The sequence below is a fragment of the Sporomusa sphaeroides DSM 2875 genome, assembly GCF_001941975.2.
GTDB classification, from domain to species: Bacteria; Bacillota; Negativicutes; order Sporomusales; family Sporomusaceae; genus Sporomusa; species Sporomusa sphaeroides.
The window spans coordinates 2,595,889-2,616,155 of the sequence record NZ_CP146991.1 but is presented as its reverse complement, the minus strand read 5'-3'; the positions used below and the strand labels follow the sequence as shown (position 1 = coordinate 2,616,155).

11 protein-coding genes are annotated in these 20,267 nt (G+C 49.6%); 8 read left to right on the top strand and 3 right to left on the bottom strand.

Going from position 1 to position 20,267, the window contains the following annotated elements; all coding sequences use genetic code 11:
* Nucleotides 1–19: 19 nt before the first annotated feature.
* Nucleotides 20–9,361 (top strand): filamentous hemagglutinin N-terminal domain-containing protein, encoded by a 9,342-nt coding sequence (locus SPSPH_RS12355; RefSeq protein ID WP_181382924.1) that lies wholly within the window; start codon nt 20–22, stop codon nt 9,359–9,361.
* 15 nt (nt 9,362–9,376) lie between these two features.
* Nucleotides 9,377–9,652, top strand: coding sequence for a hypothetical protein (locus SPSPH_RS12350; RefSeq protein ID WP_075756874.1), 276 nt, complete (start codon nt 9,377–9,379; stop codon nt 9,650–9,652).
* Between the two features lie 259 nt (nt 9,653–9,911).
* Here SPSPH_RS12350 and SPSPH_RS12345 read toward each other — a convergent pair whose 3' ends face one another.
* Nucleotides 9,912–11,021 (bottom strand): efflux RND transporter periplasmic adaptor subunit, encoded by a 1,110-nt coding sequence (locus tag SPSPH_RS12345; RefSeq protein WP_075756875.1) that lies wholly within the window; start codon nt 11,019–11,021, stop codon nt 9,912–9,914.
* A 222-nt stretch (nt 11,022–11,243) separates the two neighbouring features.
* On the opposite strand from SPSPH_RS12345, the gene SPSPH_RS23535 reads away from it, so the two are divergent.
* The 5 genes from SPSPH_RS23535 to hydG all read left to right on the top strand — a co-directional run bounded on the left by SPSPH_RS23535 (nt 11,244) and on the right by hydG (nt 14,766).
* A complete protein-coding gene (locus SPSPH_RS23535) occupies nt 11,244–11,885 on the top strand; it encodes a M23 family metallopeptidase (protein WP_075756876.1) in 642 nt (213 codons plus the stop codon).
* Nucleotides 11,886–11,917: 32 nt separating this feature from the next.
* Entirely contained in the window at nt 11,918–12,268 is a 351-nt protein-coding gene (locus SPSPH_RS12335; RefSeq protein WP_075756877.1) for an arsenate reductase family protein, read from the top strand.
* Nucleotides 12,269–12,335: 67 nt separating this feature from the next.
* Nucleotides 12,336–12,599 carry a hypothetical protein gene (locus SPSPH_RS12330; RefSeq protein WP_075756878.1) on the top strand — a complete coding sequence of 88 codons (264 nt, stop codon included), beginning with the start codon at nt 12,336–12,338 and terminating at the stop codon, nt 12,597–12,599.
* 367 nt (nt 12,600–12,966) lie between these two features.
* Nucleotides 12,967–13,230 carry a TM1266 family iron-only hydrogenase system putative regulator gene (locus SPSPH_RS12325; protein ID WP_075756879.1) on the top strand — a complete coding sequence of 88 codons (264 nt, stop codon included), beginning with the start codon at nt 12,967–12,969 and terminating at the stop codon, nt 13,228–13,230.
* A gap of 117 nt (nt 13,231–13,347) precedes the next feature.
* Nucleotides 13,348–14,766, top strand: coding sequence for a [FeFe] hydrogenase H-cluster radical SAM maturase HydG (gene hydG / locus SPSPH_RS12320; protein WP_075756880.1), 1,419 nt, complete (start codon nt 13,348–13,350; stop codon nt 14,764–14,766).
* Between the two features lie 46 nt (nt 14,767–14,812).
* Here the strand turns inward: hydG and SPSPH_RS12315 are convergent, their stop codons facing one another.
* Nucleotides 14,813–15,412 carry a TetR/AcrR family transcriptional regulator gene (locus SPSPH_RS12315; protein ID WP_075756881.1) on the bottom strand — a complete coding sequence of 200 codons (600 nt, stop codon included), beginning with the start codon at nt 15,410–15,412 and terminating at the stop codon, nt 14,813–14,815.
* A gap of 31 nt (nt 15,413–15,443) precedes the next feature.
* On the opposite strand from SPSPH_RS12315, the gene SPSPH_RS12310 reads away from it, so the two are divergent.
* Nucleotides 15,444–15,872, top strand: a complete 429-nt coding sequence (locus SPSPH_RS12310) for a putative ABC transporter permease (RefSeq protein ID WP_233139127.1) — start codon at nt 15,444–15,446, stop codon at nt 15,870–15,872.
* Nucleotides 15,873–15,888: 16 nt separating this feature from the next.
* On the opposite strand, the gene SPSPH_RS12305 is transcribed toward SPSPH_RS12310, so the two are convergent.
* Nucleotides 15,889–20,106 carry a 2-hydroxyacyl-CoA dehydratase gene (locus tag SPSPH_RS12305; RefSeq protein WP_075756882.1) on the bottom strand — a complete coding sequence of 1,406 codons (4,218 nt, stop codon included), beginning with the start codon at nt 20,104–20,106 and terminating at the stop codon, nt 15,889–15,891.
* Between the last annotated feature and the right edge of the window lie 161 nt (nt 20,107–20,267).

Genomic DNA, 20,267 nt, shown 5'->3' with positions numbered 1-20,267 from the left:
GAAAAGGAGGTCAACAACTATGCGTATTTCACGAAAACAACGCCGCGCCCGGCTGCGCCGAATGCAAGCGCAAAACAGTCTGAAAAATATTTTGAAAAAATGTACCCAACTAGCGGCTGCGGCAGTTTTCCTATGGAATGGATTGGCTCCTATGCCGGTGCGAGCAATGCCGGCAGACGGTCAGGTAACAGCCGGTTCGGCCATTATCAATCAGGCTGGTTCGGTCATGACCATTCAACAGCAGACTGCCCTGGCAGCCATCAACTGGCAGTCCTTCGGCATTGCCCCCCATGAAGCCGTACGGTTCTTCCAACCGGGAGCCAATTCGATAGCCCTCAACCGCGTTATCGGCAACAATCCATCCGCCATATTCGGCAAACTGTCGGCCAACGGCAAAGTATTTCTGGTTAACCAGAACGGCGTCTATTTCGCCCCCGGCGCGCAAGTCAACGTCGGCGGTCTGGTGGCCACAACGCTTAGCATCACCGATGCCGATTTCATGGCCGGCCGTTATGCTTTCGCCAATCAAGGCAGTTCAGGCAGTGTCATTAATCAGGGGCAGATTGTTGCCGAAAATCAGGGCTTGGTTGCTCTTCTGGCGCCGGAAGTGAAAAATGAAGGCATCATTGTGGCCAAAAAAGGCAGTGTCATCTTAGGCGCCGGGAATCAAGCCACCCTCGACTTTAACGGTGACGGCAAGGTGCAACTTGCCCTTGGCGAAGGCGCGCTCAAGGCCGTAGCTGACAACAAAGGACTTATCGAAGCCGACGGCGGCCTTGTCCTGATGACGGCCAAAGCCGGACAGGACCTGACTTCCGCCGTTGTTAACCAGAATGGTATCATCCGTGCCAGGAGCCTGGACGGTGCAGCCGGCAGCGTAACCCTACACGCCGTTGACGGCACGGTGCATAATTCCGGCATCATTGACGCCTCTGCCGTGACCGGCAAGGGCGGCAATATTGATATCTTTGGCAAGGATATTACGCTGGCTGAAGGCACGCAGCTTGACGTCACCGGCAGTACCGGCGGCGGTTACATCCGCGTCGGCGGCGACTGGCAGGGGACGGGCGACGCGCCTCATGCCCGGACTGTCACAGTACATAACGGAGCAGCCATTGCGGCTGACGCCATTGATAACGGCAAGGGCGGCACGGTAGCTGTCTGGTCGGACGGTACTACCCGCTTTAACGGCGCGGTCAGCGCCAGAGGCGGTGCAAACGGCGGCGACGGCGGCAAGGTTGAGACCTCCGGCCATGTGCTGGCGGTGGGAAATACCGCCAGTGTGAACGCTTCAGCGTCCAATGGCCAGGGCGGCGAATGGCTGCTTGATCCGATTAATGTGATCATCAGCGACAGCGGCAGCGGCCTGAGCGGTCCGGCTGTCAGCGCAGCTGCGGTCAGCGGCGCGTTAAATACAGGCACCGGTGTGACAATCACTACCACAACAACCGGCGGCGAAACCGAAGACGGCAATATTACGGTGAGCAGTAATATTATCAAGACTGTCGGCGGTGACGCAACGCTGACTTTAAAAGCACATAATAATATCACTGTTGATGCCGGCATCACTTCTAGCAGCGGCAAGCTAAACCTGGATCTGCATGCCGATTTCGACAACACAGCCGGCGGCGCGATCAAGCTAAACAGCGGCAAGCAGATTATGACCAACGGCGGCACGGTACTGCTCCATGGCGGCACCGGCATAACCGGCTATGCTAAAAACACGACAAATAATGCTATACCCGGCGTGGATATTCAGGGCAGCATCACCACTGGTGGCGGCAGTATTACCCTGTATGGCTTAACTAACTCCAATACCACCGATGCGGTGGGTGTGTCGCTGACTGGTGAGTTAAACAGCGGCGGCGGCGCTATCAGCATTTACGGCAAGAAAGACAACGTAGCGAGCGGCGGCGTTGGTGTCAAGCTGAGCGGTACCATTGATGCCGGAGCGGGGCTGCTGACAGTTAGCGGTGAAAATACACAAACCAACGGCAACGGCACGGCGATTGCACTGCAGAGTGGCGCTGCTATAGTGGCAGCAAATGCCACGCTGATTGGCAATGCTATGACATTTGACAGCGCAGCGCGGGTAACAGGCAGTGCAGGCGGTACGCTGACGCTGCAAACCAAAGATGCTAGCCGTAATATCTTTGTCGGTACGTCTGGCAGTAGTGGCCTGGATTTAACAGGAAATCTGTTCTCCGGCAATGCCAGTTCAGTATTTAAAAGCTATGACAAAACCGTAATTGGTCATAATTCCGGTACTGGCACTATCACTGTCAACAACGCCACCTTCGGCAATGACGTGACACTGCAAGCAACTGGCACAAACGGCAAGATAAACATTGCCGGTGTGCTCAACGCCGGAACCAATACGGTAACGCTGAAAACTGGCGCTGACAGCGGTGGCACGGGCGTCATCACGGCAGGCGAACTGAACCTGCTGGGCAATAATGCTGTGTTTAGCTTAAGCGGCGCCAATGCGGTCGGTATTTTGGCAGGCACTGTGAAAAGCGTAGCCTTTACCAATGCCGGTAGCTTTATCGTAGGTGAGGCAGGAGGCGCCAACGGTCTGTCGATTGCCGGCGACAGCACACTGAAATCGACTGCCGGCGGTGTTACCATCAGCAAGAATATTACCAGCCGCAGCGGAACGAATACACTGACTGTTGATGCCGCTAACACCGGCAGCGGCAATATCGCAGTTGATTCCGGTGCAACCATCGGTGCGGCCGCCGGCAAGCTGAATGTAACTTTTAACGCCGGGAAGGATATTGTCCTGGATAACGGCATTGTTGACAGTAAGGGAGGCAAGGTCGCGCTGACGGCACAGACCGGCAAGCTTGAACTGGCTAATACTACCGCTAAGGTTATGGCCGGTGCCGGGGATATTCACTTCCGGTCAAACACTTGGGGAGCGATGAACGGTGCGGTATCCGGTATAGGGAAATTAATTATTGATACCTCAACGGCAAACGGCACGATTGGTGTGGGCACCGGCACCGGCGATTTACAGATAACACAAGCAAGTTTTAATCGGTTTACTCCCGGCTTCAGTGAAATCATCATCGGCCGGACGGACGGCTCAGGTACAGTTAATGTCGGCCAGCTTGCCGTACAGGACAAACTGACCGTTCAAGCCGGCGGTGCAACCGGCCGGATTACCTTTGCCACAGGCGCTGACTTGCGGACAAATAACAAGGAATTGAAGCTGGATGCCGGCACGATTGACTTTACCAATACGGCCATTGTCGAAGCAGGCAGCGGCGACCTGATTTTGAGTGCGGATGCCATTACCAACTGGACCAATGCCAAGTTTGACGCTGTAACCGGCGGACAATTGTTCATTGCTCCGAAAACACTCGGACGGGGACTGCAAATCGGCGGTACGGCTGATGCCGGCAAGCTGTCGGTAGATAATGATGGGATGACAAAAATTGCCGCCGGCCAGTTCACCAATGTCACCATTGGCCATGAGAATGGCACCGGTGCGGTATCGGTTGACAGCTTTACGGTACCGGCCACTAACCTGACGGTGCGCAGTCCCGGCGGCGTGGCAACCATTAATAATGGGGCCACTATCACCGGGACGACCGGTAAGACCCTGACCTTCAAGGTTAAATCGCTGACTCAGGATGATTTATCAGCATTGTCTGTAGACAACCTGCTGCTGGATGGCAATGGCAGCGGCGCGTTTAACCTATCCTCCGCCACCAATGCCATCGGCACCGTTGCGGCTAAGGTGGGCAGCCTGAAGCTGTATAATGGGACAGACTTGAGCATCGGCACAGTGGGCGGTGTTGACGGTATTACCGCCACCGGCAAGGTAGAATTGGCAACAGACCGCATGACGGTGAACAAGAACGTACGGACTGGCGGTGAGTTTCACCTCTACAGCCTGACTCCCACCAAGACCATTCAGGTGGGCGGCGTGGATAACAACTCTGACCTCTACCTGCAATCGGACTATTTCAATCCTGGCGGTGTACTGGGCGGCGATTATAGTAAAATCATCCTGGGACGCCTGACAGAAAAACTTGATACAGTCGATCATAGCAGCAATATCAATATTCATAATACTACTTTCTCATCCAATCTGGACATCAGGACGACGGCCAATGCCAACCTGTCCGGCACGGTTAAGATAGGCTCGGCTTCCCCCTATAAAGACCTGTCCATCACCGCCGATCAGGCCACCTTGCCCAACGGTTCCAACATATACGTTCGTAACCTTCATCTTGACCTGAAGAGTGGTCTGGGCGGTCTGGCAGGAAAAGTGAACGGTACCGGCGATCTGACCATCAAGGTGCCTGACACTAAAGACATCTATATCAGCGATACCTATGACACTGCCGGCGGCGGCTATAAGATCACCTATACGGCAATTAATAATGTGCTCACCGGCTTCAGGGAATTTGCGGTTACCGGCAAGCAGGATGTGTATTTTGACGAGGGCAGCATCAATAAATCGGTAAAAGTGGCTTCCGGGGCAGGCAGTTACGGTGTGACGGTACAAGGCAATGTAGGTATTAGCGGCGACGGTACAGAGGTGGATATCAGCGGCGGCAACTTTACCATGAACAGCGGCAAGAGTCTGACAGTGAGCGGCAGTGGCGCAATAGTCAATATTACGGCCGGTAATACAGTCACTTTGAATGACAGTGCGAGCATCGCGATCAATGGCAGCAATGCAAACGTCACAGTCAGCGGCAATGAATTGGCGCTGGGAGCAAATGCTAAAATTGATCTCGGCAGCGATGTGGAAAGCAAGTTTACTCTTGCGGCAAATAAGCTGACCGAAACGTCAGACAGCATAGCCAACATCACTGGCAAGGGCACTCTGAATCTGGGGCCGCGCGATGCGGCGGTAACTCTTGACGTGAATAATAACGGCAGCGGCACTGGCCTGGTCATTACTCAGGCACAGCTTAACGGCGGCTTATTCGGCAATGAGTTTAAAGACTTGACTTTAGGCAATGCAAGCGGCACTGGCCTTGTTACCATTGACGGCGTCAGCGTCGATAACAGTGTCACCGTTCAAAACGGCGCTACCGGTGAGATCAAAATCGGCAGTGGTGGTCTGAACGTAAACGGCTCGAATAAAGTCACACTGAAAGCTAATAAAATCAACAATTCCTCTGGCACAGGTGTCATTGACGCCGGCAGCGGTACAATTAATCTGTATACCAATGACCTGAGCAGTCTGACAGGTTCCAAGACCGTCAAAGGCTCCGGTACACTGGGTATCGCCACCTATAATGGTGGTAAGGTTATTTCCCTGGGCAATGTACAGCATGGGACAGGAAGCTTGTGGCTGACAAATAATTTATTAACCAATACCTTTGATACCACCTTCGATCATTACCGTATCGGCAATACCAATCAAGGTAGTATCTATGTAAATAATTTTGATCTTGGTTCTTTCAGACAAAATACTACCCTGATTGCCCAAAATATTATCTTTGAAGGCAATGCCAATTTGGATGGCAAAACACTGGCGTTGAATGCCAGCAACTCAGCCAGTCAGACAGACGGAATCATTACTGCCGGCAGCCTGGCCTTGCAAGGCGGAACTTATAACCTGACCGCCTCTGCTAACAAAATCGGCACACTGGCTGCCAACGCGCAGCAGGTCAAGGTAAGAGCCGAATCGCTGACAATTGGTGAAATAGCGACTCCCGCCAACGGTACGGTAAGCGGCATTACTGCCAGCGGCAGCGGCGATGCGGTGGTGCTGGAGACTACTGAGGCGGCTGGGCTGACAGTAAACAAGGACATTAAAGCGACGCACGCGACAAATGGCAATATCACGCTGACAGCAGACAAGATGACTTTGGGCGGCGGCATCGTACAAGGTAAGGGTACCCTGAATGTGCAGCAGTATAATTCCGCCGCCACGCTGGGTATTGGCACCGGCGCAGGCACGCTGCAGCTAGGCGCAGGCTTGTTTAACGACCAGATTTTCAAGGACGGCTTTGAGCACGTTTACCTGGGACGTGAGGACGGTACCGGCGCGGTAGAAATCGGCGGCAGTCTGACCTTTGTTGACCCGACCACCATCCGCTCACCGGGAACTGGCGGCAGCATTACCGTAAAGGAAAACGCTTCCATTACGGCCGGCAATAACAACCTGGAATTCCGGACAGTCACGCTGACGACCGAAACCAACAGTACCATTGATACCGGCAGCGGTACACTGACGCTGACGGTGGATAATCTTGAGCTGGCAGGTAATGACAATCAAGCACAGGCTCCGATTTCCGGTACCGGTGATCTGATCCTGCAGACTCTGACTAAGGAACGGGACTTGTATCTTGGTGAAACAAAAGAAGGAGATGGACTGTTCCTGAAGTCGGGATATTTTGACGGCACTACAGCCAAGCGGGTATTTAGGGATCGCGGCGACGGAAAAATCATTATTGGCCGGCCTGACGGCACAGGCACATTGTATCAAATTGGCACAACCGGTTTTACCGATACGGTTATCATCCGTCAGGCAAGTGAAACGACCAGTACAGGCAAAGTAAATGTCCGGGGGAAGATTAATACCAACGACAATGACTTTACCGTTGAGAGCAAATGGGTTGACATTGATGCCAAAATCAATGCCGGTACAGGTGATGTGTCCCTGACGGCTGACAAGCTGACGATTGCCAAGGGCAGCAAGATCAAGAGCAGCGGCGATCTCACCATTAAAACCTATTCGGAAGAGACGAATATCAACTTGGGCAGCGGTGGCGGTACAGCGGATTTGAACCTGGACAGCGGGTGGTTTGATGGCAAAGACCGCGTTTTTGAGGACGGTTTTAAGAACATTAATATTGGCCGGGACGATGGCACCGGTACGATCACCGTAAATGACAATTTTAAAGTAACTGATAATCTTACTATCAAAAACGGTAGCGGCACGGTGACTGTGACCACAGGTAAAAACCTCGACCTGTCCGGCAATAATCTGACTGTGACCACCAAAGAGGGCGCGATTACTGTTCCCGGCACAGTAACAAATGTCGAGACCCTGACAGCCACTTCCACAACCAATACCATCAGCTTTAGCAGCAAAGGCAACACCATCGACAAGCTGGGCAATATCACTGCCGGCAAGGGCATTGACATTAAAGACAGCGGCGGACTGACAATTAGCGGTACGGTAGACGGCAATACCACCGGCGCTTCCGGACAGAATATCACAGTTTGGACAAAAGACGGTAATCTGGTGCTGGGTGAAAACGGCAAGGTGGTTTCCTATGGTGATACGCCGGTCTATCTGACGGCTGAAGGCGGTCATTTTACCAACAATAATACCAGGACAAACTCCAAGGATATGATTGATCCTGGTAGCAGCCGCTGGGTTATTTCCACCGAAGATTCCCTCGGCGATAACTATGGCAAGCTGACCGGTGATTTCCGCCGCTATGGCACAGATTATGATCAAGTTACTACCCTCCCTGGCACGTATGTCGGCAACGGCACTACGCACAAGTACCAGCCTGTAGCCAAAATTTATGGCGAAAAGATGTATGGCAGCGGCAATGCGGAGTTCTTTAACGGCGGTCAGTTCAAGGTGGAAATCGCCGGCTGGGTCGATCGTAAAGCCTTGGATGATGCTTTCCTCGGTGACTGGAACACAGACCAAAAGGAATCCACCAAGTACAACTGGGGCTCTGGTGTCGGCAGTGGCACAAAACCCGGTGTCAACTACCGGGACGGCGTTAAGGGTACAGCTTATGGCACCGGCAATGGCGACGCGGCGCTGCAAGTGGTTTATAACGGTCTCAATCCGCTGAACTATAAGGTTGAAACGGAATTCTATGTCATGCCGAAGGAAGTGACTGTTACCGCCAAGGATTACAGCAAAATTTATGATGGGCAGCACTATACAGGCAGCAACGGTTTTACCGGCGGCAATGGCTGGGATTACAGCGGCTTTATCAGTGGTGAGAATGTAAGCAATGTCGGTCTCAGCGGCACCGTCAAATTCGGCGGCGGCAGTGCGGACAACGCGAAAAATGCCGGTGAGTATATCATCGGCATTGACGAGGCCAACAGCAATCTCGCGGCCAACAACTACAGCTTTAAGTATGTGGACGGCATACTGGAGATCACCAAAAAGGAAGTGACCGTCAAGGCCGGTGACCAAACCAAGGTATATGACGGTAAGACCTATAGCGGCGGCGCAGGCGACATGAGCTATGACGGTTTTGTCGCCGGCGAGGACAAAGGTGTGATTAAAAAAGGCAGCGTATGGGATACAGGCGGCGCCAACAAGGCTGTTGGCAACTACACCTTGAATATTGACGGTGATTTTGAGGCTGACAACTATACCTTCACGTATGAGAACGGCATGCTGACCATTACCCCCAAGGAAGTGACGGTCACCGCCAACGACCATAAGAAGACATATGACGGGAGTGCCTATGTAAGTGGTACGCACGAGGCGCGCTACAGCGGCTTTGTCGCCGGCGAGGGTGATGCAAGCGGCGCGGCCAGCGGCATCATTACCTCAGGCAGCGTGAAGTACGGTGGTACTGCCGACGGTGCTATCAATGTCGGCGACTATATAATCGATATCGACGGCGATTTTAAGGCCGACAACTACACCTTCAAGTATGTGGACGGCACGCTGACCATTACGCGGGCAGGCTTAAGTCCGGAGGAAATAGCACAGCGAGAAGCGCAAACCACCACTCAGCCCAAGCCAGGCAATCCGTCGGGGATCACTCCCGGTCTGCCCGGTAGCGGCACCCCGTTCCCAGCGCTGCCGGAATGGCCGGATATGACGCCGCCTGTTAATACCGGCAGTATTCCCGGATTGCCGTCGGGTGTTACCGGTGATGTGACCATTCAGACCGGCGGGTCGTCCAGCAATCATATTTTTGCAACCGAAAATGGCGGTTTTGCTCTCAGGCTGGATAGGCCAGCCGGTGAAGAAAGAGATATTGCCGGTGAACGGCGGACATCGGGCGCTGTACCGGTGCTGTACGCTAACAGCGGTGAGCAGAAACTGGACGGCATCTACACCATTAACTACAATCCTGATAAACTCTCCATTCTGCCTTCAGCCCAGAGTGTGACTATTCCCAGGCTGGATGAAGTGGCACCAGATGTGAACAAAGGATTTAGTATGGTTTATAAGACGGAAGCAACAGGCTCCTTTGAAGTGGCTTTCGGCAACGGTATAGTCACTGTGCATCCCCTTGATCAGCAGGCATTGACAACCATAAACGGGGACAACAGGGAACCGGGCAAAGCCGTACTTGCTACAGGAATTCTGACAGCAGTAGAGGATCTGGGTGTTATGCCTGATCAAATTAGAGCAATTTACATCTTTATGGAAATCAATTCCCAGAATAAATAGGCGGAGGTAATAATTATGAAAAGTGATTTATTTGCAGATGGTATTGGTGCGGTTCACATTACCGGCAATCTGGTGCGGTTTGACTTGATGTCGCTGCAGCCGGGAGACGGGCAGGAAAGGCAGGAATTTACGCAGCGCCTGGTAATGCCGCTTGAAGGCTTTGTAAACGCTTTTAATTTGCAAGAGCAAGTAATCCGGCAACTGACCAAGAATGGTCTTTTAGTGGACGGCAGGGTTTTTCCCAACACATCGGTTCCGGTTATGAAGGAAGAAGCGCAGGGTGATATATAAATTTTTTCCCGGAAAGTAGCTTTCGTCTGGGGCAGGGCAATACTACAGGATAAGCCGCGCGAAAAGGCAAGACAGACTTGAAGTAAGCTGCGAAAGGCAGATAAGACCTCCTATGGTAGGATAAAACCTAGCATAGGAGGTCTTTATGTTTTGGAATTCATATTCGCCAGGTACACCGAGGCGATAGGCATATTGGTAATGATATTGAAGAAAAACGCTAATTGTTAATGGCTGTGAAGAACCGTTACACCTGGTATCACTATTGGTGCTGGATTACTGTAATGGTATCGCCATCTCTTAAGCTGTCCAGGCTGCTTGTTATGATCAGGCTTTCTGCAGGCAGACCGGAGGTAATTTCCGTGAAATCGTCCATGGTTTTGCCTACACTTATTTGTTGAAGCACAGCCTTACCATTGACCGCCAGGTATATATAGGTTTGCCCCTGGCTGTCCTGAAGGATTGACGCTGTGGGAACTGCGGGGACGACGGCTGTTTCACCGGTGTTTATATGAATAGTGGCGGGCATACCGGCCTTCAGCGATTCGGCAGGTTTACTTGCGAGTTTGATATGAGCAAGGAAAACAGGATTTTGCTTAGCCTCCACTTGGGGGTAAATGCTGGCAACCTGACCAACGATAGTTTGCTGCACTGCTTCTACGATAACCGGTGTGCCTAACTGGACAAGATACAGGTCTTTTTGTTCCAGCTGAACGACAGCGCCTAATTCCTGACCGCTGCCTAAGGAAAGCAGCAGTTGACCGGCCTGCACCTCCTTAGCGGGAGCGGCGGCCAAGCCGGTTACTATGCCGTCGATGGGCGCGGTAATTGTAGCCGGGCCGGTTATGCTGCCAGCAGACTGGGTTCCGGCGGCGGCAAGGCGTTCTTTGGCTTCTTGTAGCTTGGCGGTGATACTCTCCATTTGCCGCCGGGGAATAGCCCCAATTTCGTACAGTTTTTGGTAGCGGTCATATTCTTTTAAGGCATTATCATAATTGGTTTGCAGCTGTTGTGACGGTACTGCGACCTGTTGTGTGACTGCCGAAGGAGAGGGTTGGAGCTTAAGCAGTGGCTGACCGGCTTTGATTGCCTGGCCTTCTGTTACATATATTTCACTGGGGTGGCCGGAGAATGCGGCATGAATCGGGACAGAGGCTGCGCTTTCCAGGGATCCTGTCCGGGTGACTTGTATTGGCTTATTTATAGTGCCTAACGGTATGGCCGTGAGGTTAACCGGCGCTTGCGGGCTTATCTGCCGGGGCCAAAGTCCGGTTGGCAGTTGTTTGGAACTGACGGCCAGCAGCAGTGCTGCTGCACAGACAAGTAACATTAATGCAAGGAGCAGGCGAGAATTCCTGGTGAGCTTTTTCATAGCAGTCACCTCCCATAATAATACGGTAACTGCTACTATGTTCGCACTTTTCATTTTTGCCGTCAAGTAGTAACGCAAAAAATGAAAAAATCAACATTAAAAGAAAGCCAAAAAGACGAATTTCCGTTATAATGTATAGTATAGGATTTTTTCGTGATAGCAGTTAGCGGTTTTGTCCAACTATTATGGCTGCTATATTTACTTTAAGGAAGGAACATTGTAATGCATACTCCGCAGGAAACTCATACTAAGAATAACACAGAGCGCAGGCCAATACCTGTTTCTGTTAGATGGATTATTTCATTATTAGGGGTACTTATTCTCCTGGGAATGGGGGCAGTTTTTGCCCACAATCACCAGCCACTTAGTGTAGGCAGTAGTGCAGCAGCAGAGTTAGTCCCTTTTCAGCCCGGCGGGTCGGGACAGGTGCTCATTCCGGGCAGTTTGGAACACGGCGGTGATAAGGTTGCGGCTAAGCCGTCCATCTGGCCGGTTAGTGGCGAAGTTACTTCCGGTTTTGGCTGGCGTAATTCACCTTTGGACAGTGGCAGTGAATTGCATGCGGGAATTGATATTGCCAACAGTATGGATACCCCGGTTGTAGCTACTGCCGATGGCACGGTTGTGCGAAGTGAATGGGCCGGAGGCTACGGCAATCTGGTGCAAATTGATCATGGCAATGGCATTACCACTATTTATGGGCACAATTCCCGCATTATAGCAAGCTCCAGTCAACATGTGAGAAAAGGCCAGGTCATTGCCTATGTAGGCAGCACCGGGAAAAGTACCGGACCGCATGTTCATTATGAAATCAGAGTCAATGGCATGGCTGTTGACCCTATTGGCTTTATGGTTCAATACTAATAGATAGCACTTAATTAGCAAGGAGAATTGACATGACTATTTTTGTATGTTACCCGAAATGCACTACCTGCCAGAAGGCAAAACAGTGGCTGGATGATAATGGCGTCAGCTATGAGCAGCGGCATATTAAGGAAGAAAATCCGACGGCAGCTGAGTTGCAGGAATGGCAGGCGAAAAGCAAGCTGCCGCTGAAAAAATTCTTTAATACCAGCGGCTTATTGTATAAATCCCTGAGTTTGAAGGACAAGCTGCCAACCATGTCTGAGGCAGAGCAGTTTGCGCTCCTGGCCACTGACGGGATGCTGGTTAAACGCCCCATATTGATTACTGCCGATAAGGTCTTGGTTGGGTTTAAGGAAAGCGAGTGGGAGACGCTTAGATAGGTATTGTGGCTGTGCGCTCAATTTAACATGACAAGAGCATTGTTGTACCGGGCAAGGAGGTCTAGTGTTGACTCAACTACAAAAATCAGCGGCTTTTTTGCTTATGATTGGTTTAGAAAAGAGTAGAAAGGTATTGAATTTGATGGATAGTGATGAGATCAAAACTATTTCTGCTGAATTCGCTAAACTAACAGAGCTTTCACCCCATATACAAGAGCGGGTTCGGTATGACTTTGTGCAATTAGGCTATGAACCTGAGATGGGTCCGGCGGAAACGCTGTATGTCCTCCGGCAATTATTTAATGGCAGCAAAATTAGAAAAGTAATTTAAGCCAAGTACCGCAACTCTGATGCTGAATAATAATCCAGAGACACTTGTGTGGCATCTGGTGAGGTTTGGGATTGTTTAAAATTCAGCATTGTATTTTGTCAGAAAATATGCTACAATTTATTTAATATTTGGGTAAGTTGTCTGAGATTGAGTAATTTTCACCTTTCTTGCGGCAAACCCTAGGTGTCTGGAGTAGAACAAAGTTATCGTGCTGAATCCATGAGGGTACGTCCCGAATGAGAAGGCGAGAGAATAGCGGCGATAGATTGAGGAGCATATTTTTGTGATGCTCTCCTTAATTATTGACTTTCTATCCTTGTGCCTTCGGGTACAAGGATTTTTGCATTAAGAAGAAAGGAGCTATTTTATGGAAACGAGAATTGCGTTAGTTGGCATAGTGGTTGAAAACAAGGATTCTGCCAAAAGAATAAACGATATTCTTCACGAATATGGCGCCTATATTGTAGGCCGAATGGGAATTCCCTATCCCAAGCGTAATGTTTCCGTGATCAGCATTGTAATGGATGCTCCCAGTGATACCATCAGTGCACTTTCCGGCAAATTAGGAATGATTCCCCATGTCAATATTAAAACGGTGTATTCGAAACTAGCTTCTAACACAGATAAATAGCAAGCACTAATTTTGTTAAGAGTGTTACTTCTACCGGACGACTTTGCAGCGGTTTTCATCGGGGTAGGCAGGGGATTTTTTCAGATAGAAAAAAATGCGTAAAAAGGAGTCTTGACTATGTATAATTGCAAATCAAAAATTGCCACCGAATTTATTGACGATCAGGAGATTTTGGATACGCTTGATTATGCGCAGAAAAACAAAAGCAATCGAGAACTAATTGCGAGCATTCTGGAACGGGCCAGGGACTGTAAGGGGCTGACCCACCGGGAAGCAGCGGTGCTGCTGGAGTGTGACCTAGAGGAACAAAACGAAAAAATGATGTCTTTGGCAAAAGAAATCAAGCAAAAACTTTATGGAAACCGTATTGTTATGTTTGCGCCTTTATATCTTTCTAATTACTGTATTAACGGGTGTGTTTACTGCCCTTATCATTATAAAAACAAGAATATTTCCCGCAAAAAGCTTTCGCAGGAGGATATTGTACGTGAAGTAATTGCTTTGCAGGACATGGGGCATAAGCGCCTGGCTTTGGAAACCGGTGAGGATCCTGTTAACAATCCTATTGAGTATGTATTGGAAAGCATTAAAACTATCTATAGCATAAAACATAAGAATGGAGCCATTCGCCGGGTGAATGTCAATATTGCCGCAACCACGGTGGAAAACTACCGCAAGTTAAAGGATGCAGGCATTGGCACTTATATTTTATTTCAAGAAACCTATAACCAAAAGGCATATGAAGAACTGCATCCAACCGGCCCCAAGAGTGACTATGCTTATCACACCGAAGCTATGGACCGTGCTATGGAAGCCGGCATAGATGACGTCGGCATTGGAGTTTTGTTTGGCCTAAATATGTACCGGTATGATTTTGTCGGCCTGTTAATGCATGCCGAGCATTTGGAAGCGGCTATGGGAGTTGGCCCGCATACCGTCAGCGTTCCCCGGATTCGCCCGGCAGATGATATTGATCCCGAAGATTTCAGCAACGCCATATCAGATGATATATTCGCGAAAATAGTAACCGTGCTCCGGATTGCCGTTCCCTATACGGGCATGATTGTTTCTACCCGCGAATCGCAGAAAACCCGTGAGCGTGTGCTGGAATTGGGAGTATCCCAAATTAGCGGCGGTTCCAGCACCAGTGTCGGCGGCTATGTTGAACCCGAAGCGGAAGATGATAATTCGGCACAGTTTGATGTTAATGACCGGCGCACTCTGGATGAAATTGTAAATTGGTTGCTAAGTCTGGGCTATATTCCGAGTTTTTGTACTGCCTGCTATCGCGAAGGGCGCACCGGAGACCGGTTTATGAGCCTGGTGAAATCAGGGCAGATTGCTAACTGTTGTCAGCCCAATGCCCTGATGACGCTGAAGGAATATTTAGAGGATTATGCTTCGGCAGACACCAAGGCAAAGGGCGAAGAGGTAATTGCCAAGGAAATTCCCCGTATTACCAATGAAAAGGTTCGCGCAATTGCTGTAGAGCATTTGTCCGAACTTACCGATGGCAAACGTGATTTTCGTTTCTAAATGAAAAGACCTGGCTCTGGTTCCCTTGCGGATCAGAGTCAGGTCTTTATGCATGCAATAGAGATTTTAGCACCCAGTCGAGATACCGGTGACGGCACTCACGGTCATAGTAATCAAAATGAGCAAGGCTTTGCAGCTTATCGCCGACTAATACCGGCAGCTCCAGGCAGCTAAACATCTGAAAAATTTTCATGGTTAAGTCAATCTCGTCCTGGTTTTGGGTGATTTCCCGTACCGCTGCCTTTACTTTATTTAGCCCGGTTTGCTTCATAATTTCAATATATTCGCAGGAGGATACGGATTCATGCAAGGTCTGCTCAATAAAATTGCGAAAAACATCCGGGTATTCCAGACTATAATCGGCATAGCTTCTAAGAAAATTTCTAATTCTATCCTCAGGTGGGACGGCTAAATTATCCAGATGGTCAAAAGACTGCATGAGCGCATCTGTAAAAGTTTTCAGTGCCTCGTTTACCGCATTGTCTTTAGAACCAAAATAGTAGTTTATGGCAGCTACATTCACTTCAGCCAGGGTGGCAATCTTCCGGCTGGTTACATGGTGGGCCCCTTTGGCGCCGATAATCCCCAGCGTAGCGTCCAAAATCTTTTTTTTGATAGCCAGTTTATTTTCCGAATGGGTGGTCATTGCTCCAACTCCTTGCACCGGGAATAATAATTTGCCGCAGGTTTACACTATACCTATGCTGCACTTTATCATTTATGGACTACTAGGCTGGTGTCTGGAAATTATCTGGACAGGCGTAGGTTCGCTGCTGGACGGAGATGTTTGTTTGACAGCCAGAACCTACTTATGGATGTTTCCCATATATGGCTTAGTCATAGTATTTGAGCCATTGCATGACATAATCCGGTACTGGCCGGCATGGCGGCGCGGGACTGTCTGGATGCTGCTGTATTTCGCCGTTGAATATCTTACCGGCTGGCTGCTAAGTGTTGTGCTGGGTACTGTACCTTGGGATTATTCCCTGGCTGCGCTCAATATCCATGGGTTGATCCGTCTGGATTATGCCCCTGCATGGTTTGCTGCCGGCCTATTATTTGAAAAAGTTCATGATAGGCTGGATCATGTCCGGATATATCAATAGTTTACCCAATAGCTGACTAAAGTTTTTCTTTGGCTACGGCCAGCATTAATTTTATGCGGTTTATCTGGTTAACCTCGCTGGCCCCGGGATCATAGTCGATGGCAACAATATTAGCGTTAGGATAATTGCGGCGTAACTCTCTGATCATACCTTTGCCGGTAATATGATTGGGCAGGCAGGCAAATGGCTGCAAGCACACAATATTATCCACGCCGCAGTGAATGAGTTCGACCATTTCGCCGGTCAGCAGCCAGCCTTCACCGGTGAAATTGCCAAGAGATATATGTTTTTCTGCCAGTCTGGCTATATTCTCAATCGTATACGGTGCTGTAAAGCGTTTGCTTGTTGTCAGCGCTTTGCGGAGGTGGCGGCGGTAAAACTCAATAACCCTTCTGAACAAGCTGCCCTTGACCTTATCCGCTAAGGTACCTGCTAACAGGTTATAGTTTACCGTACTGTCATAAGCGCAGTAGAGAAAGAAATCCAGCATATCAGGCACCACAGCTTCCGCGCCCTCGCTTTCCAATAACTCAACAAGGTGATTGTTGGCTGTTGGGTGGTATTTTACCAATATCTCGCCAACCAGACCGACCCGCGGTTTTTGCAGCTGTTCATCAATTTCCAGATTGTCAAAATCACGGACAATCCCGAAGATGTTGTTTTTAAACTGGTATCTTCCGCCTGTCAGTATATCCTGCCGGCATTTGGCGGCCCAGTAATCATACAGTGCCTGGGTCGAACCAGGCTGCTTTTCGTACGGTCTTACCCGGTACAGCACCCGCATCAGGAGGTCGCCGTAAATAATACCGATGATTAAATTCTCAAACAGCGATAATGTCATGGAAAACCCCGGTTGGTTTTCTCCGCCGAGTGCAAGTACAGGTATTTGAGGCATACCGGCATCTTTAAGGGCTTTACGGGCCAGTGCCACATAATTGGTCGCGCGGCAGCCGCCACCGGTTTGCGATAACATAACTGATGTGTTATTAAGATCATACAGCCCGGATTTTAATGCCTTCAATAGTTGTCCGATTACAATTATTGTCGGATAACAGGCATCATTATGGACAAACTTTAACCCCTCGTCAATTGCAGTTTGGTCAGGGGTGGGGGCTACTACCAGCCGATACCCGGCTTTGCGGAATCCTGCTTCTAAAAACTGAAAATGAATGGGAGACATTTGCGGTGCCAATATGGTATGGCATTTTTTCATTTCGGGGGTAAAATCAGGCCGGCATTGATGGGTGGCGGCAAGTTCAGCGGTTTGTTTGCCAATAGCTTCCCTGCCTCTGTCGTTGAGAGCGGCTAAGAGTGAGCGCACTCTGATTCTGGCGGCGCCCAGGTTGTTGACTTCATCCAGCTTAATGGCCGTATAGACTCGGTTATGGGCCTCAAGGATTTCTTTTACCTGGTCAATTACAACGGCATCAAGCCCGCAGCCGAAAGAGTTGATCTGGATTAATTCAACAGCAGGCTGTGTACTAACAAAACTTGCTGCCGCATAAAGGCGGGAGTGGTATGTCCACTGATCAACAACCCGCAGCGGCCGGTTTATTGTACCCAAATGCCGTACTGCATCCTCTGACAATACGCCCAAACCATAGGATTGAATGAGTTCAGGCAAACCGTGATTAATCTCCGGATCAATATGATAAGGCCTGCCTGCCAAAACAATTCCGTTAATATTCCGGTCAGCCATAAAGGCCAGCGCTTCCTGCGTTTTACGCTTGACATCGGCTTTATAGCAATCCAGCTCGCTGTAAGCTGCATCGACAGCAGCACTAAGCTCTTGCTTGGTAACAGCCTCTGCCGCCAGTTCCTGCATTAGCCGGCTGATCAAGCGTTCACGGTGATTAAGCGGCAGGAAGGGATGAAGAAAGAGAATACCTTTTTCCCGCAGGATATCCATATTGGCCTTAATATTTTCCGGATAGGAGGTAACGATGGGGCAGTTATAGCAGTTGTCGGCAGCAGGATCTTCTTGTGTGGTGTAGGGAATGCAGGGATAAAATATCTTTTTTACCCCTTTGGAAACCAAATCACTGATATGTCCGTGCACAAGCTTGGCCGGGTAACAAATGGAATCCGAGGGGATGGTTTCCATACCCAGTTCATAGAGTTGGCGTGAAGATCGGCCGGATAAAATGACCCGGTAGCCGAGTTTAGTGAACAGGGTATGCCAGAAAGGATAATCCTCATACATGTTAAGCACCCGGGGAATGCCAATAACCCCGCGGCTGGCCACAGACTCAGGCAAAGGCTTGTATTGAAACAGCCGTTGATATTTATAGGCATACAGATTTGGCAGTGTATCAGTCACTGTGGTTTTACCCACACCACGTTCGCAGCGGTTGCCGGCATGATACTGCCGGCCGTTGGAAAATTGCTGTGTGGTAATCAGGCAGTGGTTACCGCATAATTGGCAGCGATGATTGGTGGTGTTAGCAGTAAAACTGTTGAGGTCAGCCGCTCTCAGGAGGGAAGATCCGGCTCCGGCGCAGCGTTCTCTGGCAATCAGCGCCGCCCCGAAAGCACCCATAAGGCCGGCAATATCCGGACGGATAATTTCCCTCCCCAGCATTTGTTCTAATGCCCGCAGCACGGCATCATTGTAAAAGGTGCCACCCTGAACCACGATTTTGGTGCCCAATTCATCAGTGTTTTTTAAGCGGATTACCTTAAATAAGGCATTTTTGATTATCGAAATGGAAATGCCGGCGGCAATATCACTGACTTCGGCGCCTTCCTTCTGCGCTTGTTTAACCTTTGAATTCATGAACACCGTGCACCGGCTGCCCAGATCGACCGGATGCTGCGCTTTCAGAGCAAGCTGAGAAAAATCGCCAACCGTCATACCCATTGCCTGGGCAAAGTTTTCAATAAAGGAGCCGCAGCCGGCAGAACAAGCTTCATTGAGCATAATGGAGTCAATTATGCCATCCCGCACGAAAAAGCTTTTCATATCCTGGCCGCCGATATCCAGGACAAAAGTAACATCAGGTGAGAAATATTGGGCAGCCTTAAGATGGGCCACTGTTTCGACTTCACCGATGTCCACCTGTAAAGCGGCCTTGATAAATTGCTCGCCATAACCGGTAACGGCTCCGCAGGCAATCCGGGTATGCGAATTTAGCTGTTGATACATGGCTTTAAGCGCCGCAATTACTGTTTCCAGGGGATTGCCGCGGTTGCTGGTATAATAGGAATACAATAAGCTGCCATCCTCGCCAATTAGTGCCAGCTTAGTTGTCGTTGAACCGGCATCAATTCCTAAATAGGTGTTGCCGCTGTAATTCTCCAGGTTGCCGCGTTTAGCCGTATGCTGCGCATGACGGGCGGCAAAGTGCCGGTATTCTTTTTCGTCAGTAAAGAGCGGGTTCAGTGCTTGTTCGCTTTTAAGCTGAAGGTCAAATAATTTGCTGGATTTTTTTTGCAAAAGCTCATACGCGACCGGCTCTTGCTGTGGGGTAAGAGCTGCTCCAATGGCGACAAAGTATGGTGAACTTTCGGGCGCCAGCACTTGCTCGGTGTTAAGCCCTAAGGTTTCCGTGAACCGCCGCCGCAGTTCAGATAAAAAGTGCAAAGGACCGCCGAGAAAGGCTACCTTGCCACTGATTGGCCGGCCTTGTGACAAACTGCTGATGGTCTGATTGACAACCGCCTGCAATACAGAAGCGGCAATATCTTCTTTAGAAACACCTTCATTCATTAGCGCCTGCACATCGGTTTTGGCAAACACGCCGCAGCGGGAAGCAATGGGATAAATGATGCTGTATTTCTTGGCAAGCTCATTTAAGCCCTGGGGGTCGGTATGTAAGAGGGCCGCCATATGGTCAATAAACGCACCCGTACCGCCGGCGCAAACACCGTTCATGCGCTGCTCCACGGTTTGATCAAAATAAGTAATTTTAGCGTCTTCGCCCCCAAGTTCAATTGCAGTGCTGGTAGTAGGGATAATATGTTTGATGGCATTGGTGGAGGCGATTACCTCCTGGACAAACGGCAGTCCCAGCAGCTGGGAGATCCCCATGCCTGCTGATCCTGTAAACATAATGGATAGTAATTTTTGTTGAAGGATTGTATGGGCTTTAGCTGCTACCGACTGAAACGCAGTTGTTATATCGGAAAAATGCCGCACATATTTTTGAAACACAATATGATCTTGTTCATCAAGAATAACCATTTTTAACGTTGTCGAACCAATGTCAATACCAACACGCAATGTTTTATTCATTTGGGATCTCTCCTATTACTGCAATAAATTCAAACATTGTTTAACTTTATTATAGGTTTTACTTCCCAAAATGACAATTATTTTTTATTATTCTTTTTTGGATGGTGTATTTTGATTATTTCTGCCGAATTTTGTATAAGTTAGCAGGATTTTTTTATTTT